The sequence below is a fragment of the Rossellomorea aquimaris genome, from assembly GCF_001877785.1.
Taxonomy (GTDB): Bacteria; Bacillota; Bacilli; order Bacillales; family Bacillaceae_B; genus Rossellomorea; species Rossellomorea aquimaris_A.
The window spans coordinates 46,976-64,652 of sequence record NZ_MINN01000055.1 but is presented as its reverse complement, the minus strand read 5'-3'; the positions used below and the strand labels follow the sequence as shown (position 1 = coordinate 64,652).

Here is a 17,677-nt window from a genome sequence, read left to right as displayed (position 1 = left end):
CGGTTTAACTGACGGGATCTAAGTCCCATGGGCAGGGACGTTCTACCCTGGCTACTGTTATAATAAGACCATATAAAAAAAGGTCAACCAGAAATATCTAGAATTCTGGTCAACCTTATAATACGATTGGGCAGGTTAGTTCAAATTCTGTTTTATATAAATAAAAGACGGCGAAAAAAGCACCGTCTATAACTAGCTATTTATTTTGTGTTAATTCTTTGTAATAAAGGTAATCGACTTTATGCTTAGTAGCCATTAACTGTGAAGCCAAAACCGCCGTATAAACAGTGGTTAGTACAATTGCTCCAACACCAAGACCTGAAAGGTTTATCTTATTAGATGTACTCATTCCATTATTGCTTGTGCTCATAGCATTATTGCTGGTAGGTGCTTCTTCCATTTTATTAACCCCCTATTTTGTTATAGGGGTATTATTTGTAACGGCAGTTAAACATATACACCAAAAAATAACGGGGAGAAAGAAAACAGGCAGGTCTTAAAAACGTAAAGTTTGTGAACAAATGTACTTAAACTAACGGGGGCTTTAATTGAATAAGAACAACACATTCAATAACAAAAAGCTTGGGATTCCCAAGCTTTTTTTGTTGTGTTAATTGTATTGTTAATTCACTTGCTATTTAAGTTGCGAAAACGTATGTTTTTTGGGCAGTGATTTTAAGTTTTCTCCACGTTATCTGAACTACTTATTTTTCAGGAGGCCTCCTTTTGCCATTAATTGGTCCAAGCGCGTACCCTTGCACTTTTCCGTCAATACTATTAAAGTATATACTGGTAGAAATCCATCCTGACCGGGATTGGATCCAACTGATCATCTTACTTTTTAATTTTGGGAACGTGGTTTCCCTGAAGGAAAGGGTTTAAATATACTATGAAGAATAATTTTTGGCATGAGTTGCCTCGGCCGTTTTTTGTGTTGGCACCGATGGAAGCCGTGACCGATGTCGTGTTCCGCCATGTCGTAAGTGAAGCGGCGAGACCTGACGTGTTTTTTACAGAGTTTACAAATACAGAAAGCTACTGTCATCCTAAGGGTAAGGACAGCGTGCGCGGGCGTCTGACATTCACGGAAGATGAACAGCCGATCGTCGCCCATATATGGGGGGACAAGCCTGAATACTTCCGCCAAATGAGTATCGGGATGGCTGAGATGGGCTTCAAGGGAATCGATATCAATATGGGCTGCCCTGTGCACAACGTCGCAGCGAACGGAAAAGGCTCAGGCCTGATCCGCCGTCCGGAAGTCGCTGCGGAACTGATCCAGGCTGCCAAAGCGGGAGGACTTCCCGTCAGCGTGAAGACGCGCCTCGGCTATACGAAAGTCGAGGAATGGCACGACTGGCTGAAGCACCTGCTGGAGCAGGACATCGTCAACCTGTCCATCCACCTCCGTACAAGAAAAGAAATGAGTGAAGTCGATGCGCACTGGGAACTGATCCCTGAGATCAAGAAACTCCGTGACGAAATCGCGCCTCATACCTTGCTGACGATCAACGGGGACATCGCTGACCGCCAGCAGGGACTGGAACTCGCCGAGAAATACGGCATCGACGGCGTCATGATCGGACGCGGGATCTTCCATAATCCATTCGCGTTCGAAAAAGAAAAGAAAGAGCATACGAGCGAGGAACTCCTCGACCTTCTGCGTTTGCAGCTGGATCTTCATGATCAGTATAACGATGAACTCGAGCCCCGCCCGTTCAAACCGCTCCGCCGCTTCTTCAAGATCTACGTGCGCGGATTCCGCGGCGCAAGCGAGCTTAGAAATCGTCTGATGGAGACAGAAACCACAGATGAAGTACGCGCTCTGCTTGATGAGTATGCAAGTGCAGTGAAGGAAGATGAGGGCTTTTCGGTTACGAAATAAAACCTTAATGAAAAAAGAGTCACTCCCACGGTATGTACAGTTACCGGGGACTGGCTCTTTTTCTTTTATTCCTTATCTATGGGTGTTTGAATATGATCTTTATATGTATCAACTTACAGATTACCATTGGCGGCCATGACTGCATAGACAACATCATGATGTGTTAGATTCCGCTTTCTCAATTCTGTTTCCAGCCATGAAAACGATAAATTATTCTGTTCTAAATTATCGTTGTTTATTTCACCATCCATAATAAGCTCTATAGGCAATTTCTGCTCACCGTTTACGGCAATCATCAAGTCCTGCCTCGTTACATTTCTGAATTGCGGCTTCTTCAGCACCGTCAAAGTCCCGTTCGTCTTCAAGTCATCTGCGAAATCGTTTGTTTTCCCAGCATCCTGATAGTCCCATCTTGGCCATTTTCACTGCTAATTATAATTAAAATTTTTTATCCTGTCTCTATCACAGACGGTTCAAATGGAGGATTTAGTTCAGAGCTATCCCTTATCCGATAAAAAATACATGTTTAGCAAATACTATGTACATCTTGTTTTCTTGCGGGGTGAATTGAATGCCACATAAAAAGATACATTTTTTCCTTTTATTTGCTGTTTCACTTGTTCTAATCTGGTCCCTGATTAAGCCTGAGGAAGGCTATTTGGTTTTGTTGATGGAGGTTTTGCCTTCAGTATTGGTTTTATTCTTTTTATCCTTAACATACAACAAGTTCCGGCTTACCACTGTTTCCTATGTCATCATCAGCGTTCTTGTCATTTTGACGTTTATAGGGGGGCACTATTCTTATTCCAAAGTCCCGCTCTTTACATGGATCAAGGATTATTTTGATTTACATAGAAACCACTATGACCGGTTTGGTCATTTTCTTAAAGGATCTCTTGTAATTGTCATAATAGAGATATTAGTAAGGAAAACAGCTTTATCAAAAAGTAAGACAACAAATTTTATTGCTCTATGCATTACATTGGCAATCGGGGCGTTTTACGAAATCATTGAGTGGGCAAGTGCAAGTATAGGGAAAGAGGGGAAAAGTCACAAAAGATTTTTTAGGGATGCAGGGAGATATATGGGACGCCCAATAGGATATGGCACTTTTACTGATAGGTTCCATTCTTTCACTTTTATTAACAAAGATTCTATATAAAGAATTGTACAAGTCGAAATAATAGTTGATTATCTCACAGCGGTGCAAAAATCAAGGCGGGAAAGCATCCCGCCCTACTTTCCGACAATTGCATCCATGACCCGGCTGGTCCGTGCGCCCGTCTCTCCCGTGCTTTGACACCACTCTCCGCCCCCGGTTAACTCTTTGACAATCGTTTCAACAAGCGGCTGGTGGACATGCTCCGGGCGTTCGAAGCTCCATTGCTGCTGTCCTTCACCGGTAGTCAATATGACGGGGTCATCCCCAAATGTAGAAAAGCTTATCTTTCCTTCACTTCCGACAATCTCATTCATATCCACGTCTTCAAAAGCCGTGAAACACCATTTTCCAATCCCGTGAACGCCGGATTGGAACTGATATGTACCCGTCACGATATCCTCAGTCTTATAATAGCCCGCTTGATTTGAAGAGAAGCCTTTTGCTTTCTGGATCGGCCCGAGCAGGAAATCGAGAATATCTAGGGTATGGCTCGCCAGGTCAAAGAACAGGCCGCCACCTGCTATTTCCGGCTGCACACGCCATGGAAGATTGTCCGGATCCTTCACGCCGTCCCTTGCTTTTTGATACTGAGTCGCAGAGACAAAACGAATGTCCCCGATTGCCTTTTGATCCAACAATTCTTTTATTTTCAAAAAGCGCTCCTGCGCCCGGCGGTAGTAAGCCACATATAGAGGAACCCCGGCTTCTTTGCAGGCAGCCACCATCTCGCTGCATTCCTCAAAGTTGCGTGCCATCGGCTTCTCCACATAGACAGCTTTTCCCGCAGCAGCTGCCTTCAAAGTATATTCCTTATGCGATCCAGGCGGTGTAGCGATATAAACTGCATCCACCTCAGGGTCGTGAATCAAATCATTCGCGTCATCGTACCACTTCGGGACCTGATGTCTTTCCGCATAATCCCTTGCCAGCTCACCCGTTCTCCTCATGACCGCAACAAGTTCCGAGTTCTCCACCTTTTGAAAAGCAGGGCCGCTCTTCTTTTCGGTCACATCACCGCAGCCGATGATTCCCCACCGGACATTATCAAATTTCATGGTTACGTTCCCCCTATTGGTTTCGTTCGTAACCATCATACCTGATTTTTCTGAATAATTACTAGGATTGGTGCATCAGCCCTTGATGTTTTTCCTTTTTTCTCCTCATCCCATATAGGGTAAATAAAAGAATGAACCATAAAGGCGTCAGCAATAGAGCTGGACGTGCAGCCTCAGAAAACAGCATGATCACCAGGATCACGGCGAACATTGTCAGCACAGCGTAATTGATAAATGGTGTGAACGGTGCTTTGAATGTTGATTTCAAATGCAGGTCCCGACGTGTTTTCTTATATTTTATATGGCAGATCAGAATGACCCCCCATACCCAGATGAAGCAGATCGCACTGATCGTTGTCACGATTCCGAACGCCTGCTCCGGCAGCAGTTTGCTTAATAGTGCTCCCGCGGATATGACCAGGGTCGAGATGAACAGCCCATTACTTGGCACATGGTTTTTATTCAGTCTGGCAAAAATAGACGGCCCCTGTTTCGTGTTGCTTAAATTATATAGAATCCTGCTTGTAGAGAACATTCCGCTGTTGAAGGCAGAAGCCGCTGACGTCAGCACCACGAAATTGATGATTCCTGCCGCCAGGGGAATCCCGATTAAGCTAAATGTTTTCACAAACGGACTTTCCGCTGCATTGAGGCCTGTCCACGGATTGATGCACAAGAGCACAATCAGCGCACCGACGTAGAAAAATAAAATCCTTAAAGGAATCTTATTGATGGCCGATGGAATATTCTTTTTCGGATCAGAGGTTTCCGCAGCCGATACGGCCACTAATTCCACACCTACGTAGGCAAAAATGACCATCTGGAATGACAGCAGGAAGCCTGACACTCCATTTGGAAATAGCCCACCATGTTCCCACAGATTCGTCATCGAAACAGCACCTGCATCCGTCTTGAATCCAATCACCAGCATCACAACGCCGGCAACGATCAACGCAAGGATCGTCATGACCTTGATTAACGCAAACCAAAACTCCATTTCCCCGAATAACTTTACAGTCAGCAGGTTGAACCCCAATAAAATAATCACGCAGATGAGTGCAGGTATCCACTGCGGGATATCGAACCAATAGTTCACGTATACCCCCACAGCGATCACATCCGCCATCGCCGTCATGATCCAGCAGAACCAATAGGTCCATCCCGTCACAAATGCAGCAGAAGCTCCAAGATACTCTTTCGCAATGTCCGTCAACGATTGATAACCAGCTTTGGACAACAACAGCTCCCCAAGCGCCCTCATCACAAAAAACAGGGCGATACCGACGATTAAATAAGCAAAGATGATCGAGGGACCCGCAAGCTGTATCGCTTTCCCGGAACCTAAAAATAACCCCGTCCCGATCGTTCCCCCAATCGCAATCAGCTGAACATGGCGATTTGATAAATCCCTCTTTAATTCTCGTTGTTCCAACCTTAACTCCTCCTTACAAACATTCAGAAAGCAATATTTAGAGCATAAAAAAAGAGACTGGATGCGCTCCAATCTCATGGTCCTAAGAATAACAAATACCATTTTGTATGCCAGCAGCCATAACGGCCTGCACGTCAAAATAAATATCTGATACTCTTCTGTCCTTTTGCCTGAGATTATGAACCCTTCGGCGCCGCGAAAACTCTCGCGGTCTCTCCAGAAGCTGCTCCTGCTATAGTATGATCCATAGCAATCATAGCTTTCTAAGTAATTAAATTGTTTGGTTACTCGTTTTGCTTCGAATAGTTGATTATTTTAAGGGCTGATATGGAGTTTGTCAACAGGAGGAATTCAGTTAACCAGCGGATGTATATTAAGCGGAGTTTCTCCGGTTATATACAAGGAGAATCTCGTTTTAGGAGTATTTAAGAGGAATTTTTCCGATTATGCCAAATATAATTTCTCATTTTAACGTTTTTTGAGTCAATAGACGGCATTACTCCGTCTATTTACGCTATTTTCAATTCTATATGCTAATTAGGCGGAATTTTTCCGTTTATTTATCAGAGTGGGTGTTTAACCTGATCCGCCAAGTGATAAGAGCGGATCCTCTTGATCCCAGATTCGGGAATCAACATCTTTTTATCAACTAGTTGAGTAAGCAATTTTTTTACCGTCTTGTCAGTTCGCTTTCAAATACTTTTCCACTTCTATAGGGGATATAGCTTTTCCTTTTCGAATTGCTAGTCGAAGCACTTCCTTTTCTGCATAAGATAGAGTAGTCTGATCCAGCTCATCACCTAGCCATCGGCCAATCACTTGCTGAACGACCTGCTGGCATCGACGAGGTTTTTCTTTAACCTGGTCATAAGAAAAGCGTATGACAGTCCACCCGTCCATTACCAACTGGTTTTGACGCTCCAGACTGTCGGAAAATTGCCATCTGCTTATATTCTTTAAGTGAGGGCCATACCCATCGACCTCAAAACAAATCCGGATAGCTGGACGAATATAAGCAAAATCTAAATACCGTTTTCCATCTTTAAAATCATCGATTTCAAACTCTGGATGAAGATACCGAAAATGATAAAACGAAGGCCACCAAACTTGCTTCAAAAACAACTTTTCAGCCTGATTGTGACCTTCTTGTAAACGCCTCAACCGTTCACCTTTTCTTTCCTGAGAGTGAGCATTCATAAAAGCCTGGTACTCTTCTTCAAATCCCACAGCAATCCTCCTCAATAATCATCAAACTTTTATAGTTAGACTAAAAGAATTTGAAAACCGTTCTTTCCTCAATTTCTTCTACTATAAAATTTTGAAAGACCTTTATCTATCCCTCAATTGGAACCATAAAATCATATTCAGGAACTCCATACTTCGCAATCATCTTTTCCATATACTCGTCAAAAGATAAATGAAAATATTCCGGTGGGTTCCCAAATAGGATGGTAAATACTCCGTTTTCGAAAGAAATTAAATAGCTTTTCTCCTGGTTAACATTCTTCTCCATAAGTGATACCTTTAACTCTTCCAATTGCTCACTAGTGAGACTATCGTTCAACATCACCTTTTTGCAGTTTCCATCTTTATTTTCCAATACAAACATACCGTGTCCTTCACGTTCCTCTTCCTTGTATTTAATAGAATTTTCGGTATATTTTTCTATTGTTTTGGTGTAATAATAACCGCACACCTTACAAAAAATGTACTTCTCATCAGTTTTGTAATAATCATCTACAAAAGCAGAACGTTCACAACCGGGGCATTTAATAGCATACCTAATCGATGCCAAAAATGGCTCATCTCCCTTATTTTTTGGTTTTCAGACATCTTTTTAAAATAAATGAGTGTAAAATCTAGAGGGAAAAAGAGGTTTATTGTGGTTTCAACTGAAGAGAAATAAAGAAGCAAATAAAGATTCAAGGAGTAGTTAAATTAAGAGGAATTTGAGGAGAGAACTACTTTTAGTCTAAAAGAATTTTTTAATTTGTCAATCTATTTTCTTTGCACTTCAGCAATATCTCCCTTCTCATTTCTATTTGCCCTTAGGCCCCCCACAATTAGGAGAGGCCATTGGCTAAAAACCTCATCACTTATGATACGGTTCTCCCCGATTAATCCGAAATGCTCTATATATCTGCTCCACCAGAATCAGCCGCATCAACTGATGAGGGAACGTCATTTTCGAAAAGGACAGGGTATCATTTGCCCGCTTCATTACCTCATCACTTAACCCGAGTGATCCGCCGATGACGAAGGCGACTTTGCTTTTTCCGTAGGTGGCGAGTTTATCGAGGTTGTCCGCCAGTTCTTCGGATGATTTCATCTTGCCCTGGATGGCAAGGGCGATGACATGGTGGTCGGGTGAGATCTTGGAGAGGATACGCTCTCCTTCTTTGTCCTTGACCTGTTCCATTTCTGAATCGCTCAACACTTCCGGTGCTTTTTCGTCAGGCAGCTCGATGATGTCCAGTTTGGCATAGGCGCCGAGCCGCTTTACATATTCGCTGATTCCTTGCTTCAAGTACTTTTCTTTCAGCTTTCCAACCGTTACAATCGTGATATTCACAGTTCGTCCTCACTTTACAAACAATTTACAAACACATTATCCACAGAACTTATCCACATATCCACATCATCCGTCCACATACTGTATGGGAATATTAGTTCGCCACAATATATATTGCGTTATTCCCACAATATTCACAGGTTGTGGATAACTGTTCTTCTTTAGGCAATTCCTTCAGGTCCGGTGCGACTTCATGCTCGTCTACAATGATGTCCATCGCAAGCTCTACGTGCTCTAAACAGCAATAAATCAAAGCTCATACCTCCTTGTGTTCAGCGGTTTTTATTTATCCACAGGTAATCATATCACGTATAGAAAAAGCAGGAAAGGTGCTTTCCCCCTCCTGCTTTTTACTTATCCACAACTACATTCTTGATTCATCCGTCAGTTTCATCGTCACGTCTTCTTTTTTGCCGTTCCGATAGATGGTGACGCTCATTTGATCGCCGACTTTTTTCTTGTTGTAAAGATGTTTGCGAAGATCGATCATATCTTCAACCTTTTCACCATCAAGCGCTACGATGACATCAAGTTCTTCGAGACCTGCCTGTGCTGCAGGGGAGTTCGGGATGACCTGTCTGATCATGACCCCGTAATTGACGTCCTTCGGAAGCTTCAATGTTTCCTGCTGATGGTAGGACGAAATGCGGTTGACGTCTTCTAGCGCTACTCCCATTGCCGGCCGCTTCACTTCTCCATATTGTTCTAGGTCATTGATGATCGGCTGTGCTGAATTGATCGGAATGGCTAGACCGATGCCTTCCACCGCTTCCTGTGCGATTTTCATCGAGTTGATCCCGATCAGCTGACCGGAAATATTGATGAGGGCACCGCCGCTGTTACCAGGGTTGATGGCTGCATCCGTCTGCAGGACTTCTGCATTCCAGTCTTCGACGCCGTCCTGATTGATATCAACTGGAATCGTACGCTCGACACCGGAAACCACACCTTGAGTGACCGAGCCTGAGAATTGAAGGCCGAGCGGATTTCCGATTGCGATGACCGGTTCCCCAGCTTTCAGTTCATCGGAATTTCCGAATTCAGCGACTGCGTCCTTGCCGATTTTACTGCCGTCGATTTCAATGACGGCAAGGTCCGTCCAAATATCGGTCCCTCGCAGTTTTGCAGGTACCTTGGATCCGTCAGACAGGGTGACTTCAAGCTGATCGGCACCTTCCACTACGTGGTTGTTGGTGACGATATACGCTTTGTTCCCGGCTTTTTTGTAAATGACACCCGAGCCTGTCCCGGCCGCCTGCCCCTGCGAATCACCCTGCTGGCCCCAGAAACTCTGGGATTGGATATTCGAGATGCCGACGACCGCGTCGCTTGCTTTTTCAACTGCTTTCGTCACATCCGTCGTCACGTCCACCGATACATTCTTGGTCGTCCCATTATGATATTCCTCATCCGTCGCCTTCAGATCCTGATCCGGCTGGATCGAATAAGGAAGTACGTCTAAGTTATGTAATTGCGGAATCGCAACCAGTATCAGGATGGCACCGAGAATCGCACCAAGAAGCCCTGCAAGGAACATGCCTCCGCGGTTTCCCTTCTGCTTCTTCCTGCCTTCCCTGTTGATATCCTGATCATCATAGTATCCCATCTGCCATCATCCTTTCATCAGATAATACCTTTTGTTATTTTATCTATTCATGCCTGATTATAGTCAGGTTAAATTAAAAAATGATGAAAAACCAGTAAGAAAACGTTGTCGAATTGGTGAACATCGAAAAGCGGAGGCGGCTCGCTCAGCCCCGACAAGCATAAGCTAAATGGGCCGGGAAGGCGTTCTTTGCCTTCTTGGACCATTTAGCTTATGACCTCGAGGGGCTAGCCGCCGGAGCTGGACAATTCTCATACTCACCATTACTTATAATTTTTCTTTTAAGAAACAATACAAAAAGGCAAAGACCACCATCCTGCAGCCTTTGCCTTTTATATTCCTCTAAATCCTCCCATTCAAACACAGAAATGGGTTAGATGGCTACTAATGGTGTAGGGACTTTTGGGTCCGTATCAAATAGATCGATTTGTTCGCCGACGCCGATTCCTTTGGTTTCGAGCGTCTGCGTCACACTCATGCGTGCCAGGTCTTTCATGTTGTTGTCGAGGCTCAGGTGGGCGAGATAGATGCCCTTTGTCCTGTCGCCGATCACTTCGCTCATGGCGATGGCTGCATCCTCATTTGAAACGTGGCCGACATCGCTCAGGATGCGGCGCTTGATGTTCCATGGATACCGGCACATCCGCAGCATGCCGACGTCGTGGTTGCTCTCGAACACATAGGCATCGGCATTCGAGATGATGCCTTTCATCCGGTCGCTGACATAGCCTGTATCGGTGACGAGGACAAGTTTTTTCTCACCCTGATGGAATACATAGAACATCGGCTCAGCGGCATCGTGTGATACTCCGAATGACTCGATGCTCATCCCGCCGAAATGCTTGGCCGTTTCCATATCAAATGTGAATTTTTGTTCTGTATCGATTTTCCCCACGAGCCCGTCCATCGCGTTCCACGTCTTTTCATTCGCATAGACCGGGAGCTTGTACTTTCTTGCGAGAACACCAAGCCCCTTGATATGGTCGCTGTGCTCATGTGTGACAAGGATGCCGGACAGGTCCTCGATTTTACGGTCGATCTGACCGAACAATCCTTCCATCGCCTTGCCGCTGAGACCCGCATCGACCAGGAAGGAATGCTCGTCCGTTTCAACGAATATCGCATTTCCTGTACTGCCGCTCGCGAGTACACTAAAATGCATGGTCATACCTCTCACTCCAGTAATTCTTTCTCTTTTTTTGTAAACTCGATGACGTTACCATCAATAGCAGTGAAATATAGGTGTTGCTCTTTCTCTTTCTTTTCAATGACAAAGTGCCACGTCGGGGTCAGTACCTGGGAGTCCGGGAACGGCACCTCGGTGGAATATCCTTCTTCGAAAATGGTAACCTTGCTATCCGGTTCGATTTTCCCGCTGTCGGCTAAAATCTGAAGTGACTCAAGGGGGGTGATGATTCTCGATGCTTTTCCGAATGCCTTAATATCTTCCATCATCGTCTGCTTATATGAAACAATTTCTAATTCATTATTAAGTTCCAGTACAATTTCTGCACTGCCATTGTGGAAGATTGGCCTTCCTTTATACAATTGATTATAACTGATTGTCAGATTTTCTTTATCAAGATTCCTAAATGCGTACTTATCTCCATCAATCGTATATTCATTCAGAAAGCTTTTTAACTTTTCCTTCACGTCTTCTTCTGTCAGTTTATCACCCAGATTATATGGCTCGTCTAGCGTTGAATATAGGGTATTTTCATTCAATATGCTGACTTCCTGGTTCTTCAGGCTGCCTTTATCAGCATCTGTGAATTTCTTCGATATTGCACTGATATCCGTTTCGTTGACGGCTTCTTTAGTCGCTGTCAAATCAGCAGGATAGGTGATGTTCACAGACTCGAGCGACTGACGTGTACTTGAGTCGGAAAGGACTTCCGGTTCAGAGATTTTTTTTATAAAGATGGTTAATAGAAAAATATTCAGGATCAGGAAGACGCCGATGAAGATCGTTTTCGTTTTGCTCCAGTCCATTATAGCCCCTCCAATTCTTCAAGAGGCAGGCGCAGCCAGTTGCCGCTGTATTTATAATACCACGAAGGTGTCAAATCGTATAAAAGCCTGTCCGGGAAATTCATATCCCTCGTCAACTTATACCCGATAGCGATATCTTCAACAAATTCTAAATTGATCATCTTATTTTCTTCAAGCGCCTGCTGGACAGTGTAGCCTGAAGGGATACGCACTTTATTGGGTTTAGAGAACATTGAATAATCATTCTCTAGCTTGAAGTACGGCCGCTGATACTTATGGATCGTATCCGTCCCCCAAATCTGGGTGATTTCAGTGGTTCCTGCCGTATCGCTGAAAACAGGGAAATTTTCAAGAAACATCCGGTATTCGATTTTACTTTCTTCCGGACTGACCGAGAACAATTTGAAGTTATCGGTCCATCCCCCATGTCCATTCACAAACGCAATACTGTTTTGAACGAGGAGCTCCTCAGACATATTCCGATCCGGGTCGACGCCCGGGTTAACGAACGACAGTGAATTCACATTCGTGTTCACTTTCATTAAACTGGAGGAATCTTTATAGATTTCTTCCAAATCAGTTGAATTCTTTCGCACATTGACCGGTTTTTTAAATAACGCCTCCAGGAAATCCGCAGCTTCTAAGAGCTCGGTCGAAAATTTTATACTGTAATAATCTCCGTCTTTGACCGGCAGAAGAAGAGTCTTTCTTGAATTTGCCTTAAACGCAAAGTAGTTTCGGAAATTTTCATTGTAAAGTGCCCTCTGTACGAACATTGTCTGAAAGGAGTCCATTTTTTCTTCATCGACCTTGCACTCAACGACATATTTCCTGTCTTCTTCACCGTACAGGACAAAATAGACAATCCCCTTGTCACCCTTTTTTCCATCAAGGTCGAAAATGAGACGGTTAAAGGTGGTTCTCGGCAGATTCTCTTCGTCGAACTTGATCACTTTATTATAGCTGGAAAGGGGGAGGCTGTCCGGAAACACCAGCTCGATCCTGCCTGGACTGTGGACCAGATTCTCGATTTCACTTTGAGAGTATTGACTGCTGATGTCCTTTGCATCGGTCAGCCGCCAGCTGCTCATTTGCTCCAGCACTTTATCAATCTCTTTTTCATTGGGTGAGCCTGTAATCTGTTCTTCATCATGATAGAACACTTTGTAAGGCTGAATCAATTCAAGTTCTTTCCGTTCGTCCCCTATGGATACATCGAAAGCCTCGGTACTTTCGATCACATCATACTCAGGTTGATAGGTCCATAGATTCCACGTCAGGAATATACTCAGAGCCACTAGCACCGTCAATAGAATCGATTTTATTTTTTCATACTTCATGACCAATCATCCTCTTGTGCGGAATCATATGGGAGTGTAAAGGTGATCGTAGTGCCTTTGCCTTCAACACTTGTTGCCCATATATCACCGCCGTGTGCAGTAATCATTTCTTTCGCGATTGCAAGCCCGAGACCTGTGCCGCCCATCTGTCTGGAACGGGCCTTATCGACACGGTAGAATCGTTCAAAGACCTTATCCAGATTCTCTTTTGGAATACCAAGACCCTGATCCGAAACGCTGATCTCAATGAACCCGTTGTTTTCTTTTACATTGAATGTGATCGTGCCGCCCTCAGGCGAGTACTTCAGTGCATTCGAAATGATATTATCCAACACTTGCGTAATCTTATCCGTGTCAATTTCTACAAACAACGCATCATCAGGAAGATAACGTTCAAAGGTGACATTTAAATTCTTCGTCATCTCAAAACGGTCGATGATACCATGGAATAACAGGATGAAATCAATCCAATCCTTGTTGAAGCGGTAGTCCTTGCTGTCCATCTTCGAAAGCTGCAGGAGATCATTGACCAGGCGGATCATCCGCTCTGTCTCAGTCTGCGTCACATTTAAAAATTGCGGCGCAATCTCTTCATCCTGCCACGCACCTTCAGCCAGCGCCTCAAGGTAGCTTCGCATCGTCGTCAACGGGGTGCGAAGCTCATGCGATACATTTGCAACGAATTCACGTCTCTCGAGATCGATCTTTTCCTGCTCCGTGATATCATGCAGCACCGTGATCAGTCCGTTGACAAAGCCGGTTTCCTTTTGAATGATTGAGAAATTTGCCCTTAAGATATACGGCTTTTCTTTCGTGCTGTAATCGAGGATGATCGAATCCTGCTCATTCGACAGGTCCTCGAATGTATATTCTTCATCCAGCCCCAGGAGAGCAACGATCGGCTGAGACAGCACTGTTTCACGTGAAACATTCAGCATCTCGACCGCCGGATCGTTAATGAGGATGACACGGCCTTTCCGATCCGTTGCAATGACCCCGTCCGTCATATAGGAAAGGACAGAGGAAAGCTTCCTTCTTTCACCCTCGGTCGTTGCCTGCGCTTCCTGTAGCCGTTTAGTGAGGTTATTAAACGTCATGGCCAGCTGACCGATTTCGTCATAGCCGTAAACCTTAACTTTTCTAGAAAAATTCCCTTTGGCCATTGCAAGCGCATGTTTCCTCATGTCGGAAATCGGCCTTGTGATCGTCTGCGCAAGCAAAACACCCAATATCGCAGTGATGACCAGCGCGATCACCGTACCATTCGTGAAAATCTTATTAATTTCATTCATCTGGTTGTACACATTTTCAATTTTCGCGACCAGATAGATGGCGCCGATCACTTCATCTGACGATATGATGGGGGATGTCAGAACCCAGACACGGTCCCCTGTTTTTTCATCAACATAAATATTATCATATGTGCCTCCGCCGGCTAGGACCCGTTTGACCGAAATTTCATTTTCCGGCCGTCCCACCAGCGCCTGGTTGTTTTCATCAGAGGTGCCAATGATCCTCCTCCGGTCATCCACCACTCGTATTTCATAAATATCCGAGTTGGGCTCGGCACTGTCTTCCAAAAGATTCTTAATTTCACTTTCCTTTGATGGGTCATCCTCGGAACGTTCCTTGACCATTTCTTCACGGACCGAATATTCGAGCAGATCCACCCGGCTCTTGATGCTGGATTGAAAGTTATCCACCAGCTTATTCTCCAGTTCCCTGACAAAATAAACCCCGATGATCTGCATCGCCAGGAGAATCAGGAGCACATAAATCATGACAAACTTAAGATGGATCGAACGCGTTAAACCAACTTTCTTCATTCAACTTACTCCTGTTCAGGATTTCGCAAGTAATAACCGACTCCTCTACGTGTTACGATCCAAGTAGGGTGGCTGGGATTATCCTCAATTTTTTCGCGCAGACGTCTCACGGTCACGTCCACGGTACGGACATCCCCGTAATAATCATAGCCCCACACCGTCTGCAGCAGATGCTCACGGGTCATGACCTGTCCGATATGCTTCGCCAGATAATGAAGAAGCTCGAACTCACGATGCGTCAATTCAATCGTTTCACCGCGTTTGGACACAACATACGCATCCGGATGGATCGTCAGCGAACCGACTGTGATTTCATTGTTCTCATCCTCATCTCCGGCAGCCGCAGCCCCCGCCTGATGACGGCGCAGATTCGCCTTCACACGTGCAATCAGCTCGCGCGTACTGAACGGCTTCGTTACATAATCATCCGCACCCAGCTCAAGTCCGAGGACCTTATCGATCTCAGAGTCCTTTGCCGTCAGCATGATGATCGGCATTTCATACTTCTTCCGGATCTCACGGCACACTTCCATCCCGTCACGGTTCGGAAGCATGATATCAAGAAGGACCAGGTCAGGCTTCACTTCCTCCGCCATCTTCACCGCCTCATCGCCGTCATACGCACAATGGACCTCATAGCCTTCCTTCTTCAAGTTGAACTGCAAAATATCCGCAATCGGCTTTTCATCGTCAACAACTAAAATCTTTTTATCCATATCAATTGATCTCCTTTGACAATTAAATTCGGTCTAATCGTAATTTTGCTTAGTATAGGATTCTTCCTTTAAATTTATCACTTTCTGCGGGTTAATTCATCTTTTACTCAATGATTGGCGGATTTCATGTCTATTTTCCCACCGGTTTTCTATCCCGCGGTTGATTTCCGTGCAAGACTTCGCATTCCGCGGTCAGCACTCCAATCAACGGCTGGAAGCGTCCCTAACATGTATCTACCTCTTTTTAACATAGTAAACAGCTTTTTACGAATGAAATCTCCCTATATAAAAGAAGAAACCCAAAATACAAGAAAGGGGACTGACGGTATTGTTGTTGTCAGTCCCGGGTTGTGCTGTATTTATTTATGAAGTACGTCTAATGGATTGATCAGGGATCCGTTTTTGTGGACCTCAATATGAAGGTGTACACCGGTAGATTGACCTGTTGTTCCCATGATTCCCAGTTTATCGCCTTTGCCGACCTTTTGGCCAGCTGAAACGGAGATGGAATCAAGATGTGCGTAAGTCGTTTTGTAGCCGTTTTGATGGTCGATCACGACTTTGTTACCGTAGCCGCCGTCGTCCCAACCTGCAGAAACGACAACCCCGTTATCAACGGATTTGATCGTCTTGTCGCTTGGGCGTGCGATGTCGATTCCTTTATGCATCTTGCCCCAGCGCTGACCCTGCTTGGAGGAGATATATCCGCCGTTTGTCGGCCATGCAAAGCTGCCGGAACCTCTTGAAGGAGTTTCTTTCGTTCCTTTAATGACGATGTATTTTTGAGGCTCTTTTACATCCTTTTCTTCAGTGACATTCTTCTCGGTTTGAGAACCGTTCACTTCTGTAGCAGTAAAGGTAACGGACTTCTCGCCTTCCACACCTTCCTGCTTCACTTTCGTATCGCCCTTATTCATTGAAGAATCTTCAATCACTTCTTTATCATAGGCGATTTTTTCAATCTTATTGACTTCCTTTTTAACCACTGTATGAACGAACGGCTTGCTGACCGTCACATTCAATTCTGATCCGATCTTCAACGCCCCGTCCTCATCCAGTTCAGGGTTCAATTTCAGAAGCTCGCCCGTCGTCAAATCAAGCTTCTCAGCGATTGCCCCAAGGACATCGCCTTCTTCTACCTTATACTTCTTCTCTTCGACACTTCCTTTAAGAAGCAGGTTTACAGCTTCATCAGCAGAAAGGATTTCTTTTGGATCCACCTGTGATTTTTCAGCTGCCACATCTTCTTTAAAAGAAACATCCAATAAACGTGTTTCATTTTCCTTCAAAGCGGGTAAAGAAGAATCAGCGTCATTTTTACGTGCTTCCAAATCTTTCAGTTCGTCTTCGGAAACATATTTCAGCTTGATCTTTTTCAGTGCTTCGTCCGCTGTCTCTTTATCTTTTACATACGCCACAGGCTTGTCATCGACAACCAATGCATAAGCATTCGCTTCGACAGCCATCGACTTGGATACATTATTCAAAACTTCCTGGTTATTCGTTTTCGCAGAGAAAACATTCTCAGGTATGTATGTGATGTCATTATTCCAGGTTACCTGGTAATCCTTGAACTTCTCTTCAGCATCTTGAAGCTTTTCTTCCAGCATGCCCTTCACATCATCCTGATCCGTAACAGCCCCTACATAATGACTGTTTACGTATACATGATAGATCGTCTTGAGCTCTTTATCTGTATCATCCGCAGAAGCAGATGCAAACGTCAGTGTTGAAAGTGCAAGCGTCGTGACCGCAACCTTCTTCATGAATTGAGAAGATCGGCTTCTATATTCTTCTAATTTCGGTAATAAGCGTTCTCCAAACTTCATTGTCTTGCCTCCTGTAAACTAAAAAGCAAAAATCACTGTGTTGGTCGTTCATTATGCCTAATTTTAGTAAATATTCTTGTAAATTCGTACTTTACTAACTTACCATAATTCGACGAAATACGGGGAAAAGTATTAGTATTGTAACAAAACTGTATAATTAATAGAATTTTCAATGAGTCGTTTTAATGATATTACCGATGAAATCACTGATATAACTAGGAATAAGGTTGCATAGGAGAAATATTGCGTCCGAGGGAAAATG

The 17,677-nt window shown here is 44.3% G+C and carries 15 protein-coding genes, 2 pseudogenes and 1 riboswitch; of the genes and pseudogenes, 2 read left to right on the top strand and 15 right to left on the bottom strand.

The genetic code is table 11. The features are described 5' to 3' along the window. Window positions 1–196 precede the first annotated feature (196 nt). On the bottom strand, window positions 197–400 hold the full coding sequence (locus tag BHE18_RS02370) for a hypothetical protein (RefSeq protein ID WP_071617087.1): 204 nt from the start codon (window positions 398–400) through the stop codon (window positions 197–199). A gap of 489 nt (window positions 401–889) precedes the next feature. On the opposite strand from BHE18_RS02370, the gene BHE18_RS02365 reads away from it, so the two are divergent. Further along, the gene (locus BHE18_RS02365; protein ID WP_071617086.1) at window positions 890–1,885 is read left to right on the top strand and encodes a tRNA dihydrouridine synthase; all 996 of its coding nucleotides are present in this window, start codon (window positions 890–892) and stop codon (window positions 1,883–1,885) included. Window positions 1,886–1,998: 113 nt separating this feature from the next. Here BHE18_RS02365 and BHE18_RS02360 read toward each other — a convergent pair. Beyond that, window positions 1,999–2,250: pseudogene (locus BHE18_RS02360) on the bottom strand (YetF domain-containing protein); the annotation flags it as partial. 206 nt (window positions 2,251–2,456) lie between these two features. On the opposite strand from BHE18_RS02360, the pseudogene BHE18_RS02355 reads away from it, so the two are divergent. After that, a pseudogene (locus BHE18_RS02355) lies at window positions 2,457–3,069 on the top strand (DUF2238 domain-containing protein). A gap of 52 nt (window positions 3,070–3,121) precedes the next feature. Here the strand turns inward: BHE18_RS02355 and BHE18_RS02350 are convergent. The 13 genes from BHE18_RS02350 to BHE18_RS02290 form a co-directional block, all read right to left on the bottom strand. Next, window positions 3,122–4,102, bottom strand: coding sequence for a Gfo/Idh/MocA family protein (locus BHE18_RS02350; RefSeq protein WP_071617085.1), 981 nt, complete (start codon window positions 4,100–4,102; stop codon window positions 3,122–3,124). Window positions 4,103–4,163: 61 nt separating this feature from the next. Then, entirely contained in the window at window positions 4,164–5,534 is a 1,371-nt protein-coding gene (locus BHE18_RS02345; protein WP_071617084.1) for an amino acid permease, read from the bottom strand. Between the two features lie 148 nt (window positions 5,535–5,682). Continuing rightward, window positions 5,683–5,764, bottom strand: a riboswitch (glycine riboswitch). Between the two features lie 451 nt (window positions 5,765–6,215). Next, window positions 6,216–6,761: a DNA-binding response regulator gene (locus BHE18_RS02340; RefSeq protein WP_235860235.1), complete on the bottom strand. Its 546-nt coding sequence runs from the start codon at window positions 6,759–6,761 to the stop codon at window positions 6,216–6,218. 106 nt (window positions 6,762–6,867) lie between these two features. Continuing rightward, the gene (locus BHE18_RS02335; RefSeq protein WP_071617083.1) at window positions 6,868–7,329 is read right to left on the bottom strand and encodes a hypothetical protein; all 462 of its coding nucleotides are present in this window, start codon (window positions 7,327–7,329) and stop codon (window positions 6,868–6,870) included. Between the two features lie 297 nt (window positions 7,330–7,626). Beyond that, window positions 7,627–8,106: a 23S rRNA (pseudouridine(1915)-N(3))-methyltransferase RlmH gene (gene rlmH, locus BHE18_RS02330; RefSeq protein ID WP_071617082.1), complete on the bottom strand. Its 480-nt coding sequence runs from the start codon at window positions 8,104–8,106 to the stop codon at window positions 7,627–7,629. 94 nt (window positions 8,107–8,200) lie between these two features. Continuing rightward, entirely contained in the window at window positions 8,201–8,359 is a 159-nt protein-coding gene (locus tag BHE18_RS02325; protein WP_064563118.1) for a CxxH/CxxC protein, read from the bottom strand. Between the two features lie 111 nt (window positions 8,360–8,470). Then, window positions 8,471–9,712, bottom strand: a complete 1,242-nt coding sequence (locus BHE18_RS02320; RefSeq protein WP_071617081.1) for a S1C family serine protease — start codon at window positions 9,710–9,712, stop codon at window positions 8,471–8,473. Between the two features lie 373 nt (window positions 9,713–10,085). Beyond that, window positions 10,086–10,880 carry an MBL fold metallo-hydrolase gene (locus BHE18_RS02315; protein ID WP_071617080.1) on the bottom strand — a complete coding sequence of 265 codons (795 nt, stop codon included), beginning with the start codon at window positions 10,878–10,880 and terminating at the stop codon, window positions 10,086–10,088. Between the two features lie 5 nt (window positions 10,881–10,885). Then, window positions 10,886–11,704: a two-component system regulatory protein YycI gene (locus BHE18_RS02310; protein ID WP_071617079.1), complete on the bottom strand. Its 819-nt coding sequence runs from the start codon at window positions 11,702–11,704 to the stop codon at window positions 10,886–10,888. Beyond that, window positions 11,704–13,044 (bottom strand): YycH family regulatory protein, encoded by a 1,341-nt coding sequence (locus BHE18_RS02305; RefSeq protein WP_071617078.1) that lies wholly within the window; start codon window positions 13,042–13,044, stop codon window positions 11,704–11,706. The genes BHE18_RS02310 and BHE18_RS02305 overlap by 1 nt, the downstream gene beginning before the upstream one ends. Then, window positions 13,041–14,870 carry a cell wall metabolism sensor histidine kinase WalK gene (gene walK / locus BHE18_RS02300; RefSeq protein WP_032087104.1) on the bottom strand — a complete coding sequence of 610 codons (1,830 nt, stop codon included), beginning with the start codon at window positions 14,868–14,870 and terminating at the stop codon, window positions 13,041–13,043. Before walK ends, BHE18_RS02305 begins: the two co-directional genes overlap by 4 nt. 5 nt (window positions 14,871–14,875) lie before the next feature. Further along, window positions 14,876–15,586: a response regulator YycF gene (gene yycF / locus BHE18_RS02295; RefSeq protein WP_032087105.1), complete on the bottom strand. Its 711-nt coding sequence runs from the start codon at window positions 15,584–15,586 to the stop codon at window positions 14,876–14,878. A gap of 359 nt (window positions 15,587–15,945) precedes the next feature. After that, entirely contained in the window at window positions 15,946–17,415 is a 1,470-nt protein-coding gene (locus BHE18_RS02290; RefSeq protein WP_071617077.1) for a M23 family metallopeptidase, read from the bottom strand. Window positions 17,416–17,677 lie beyond the last annotated feature (262 nt).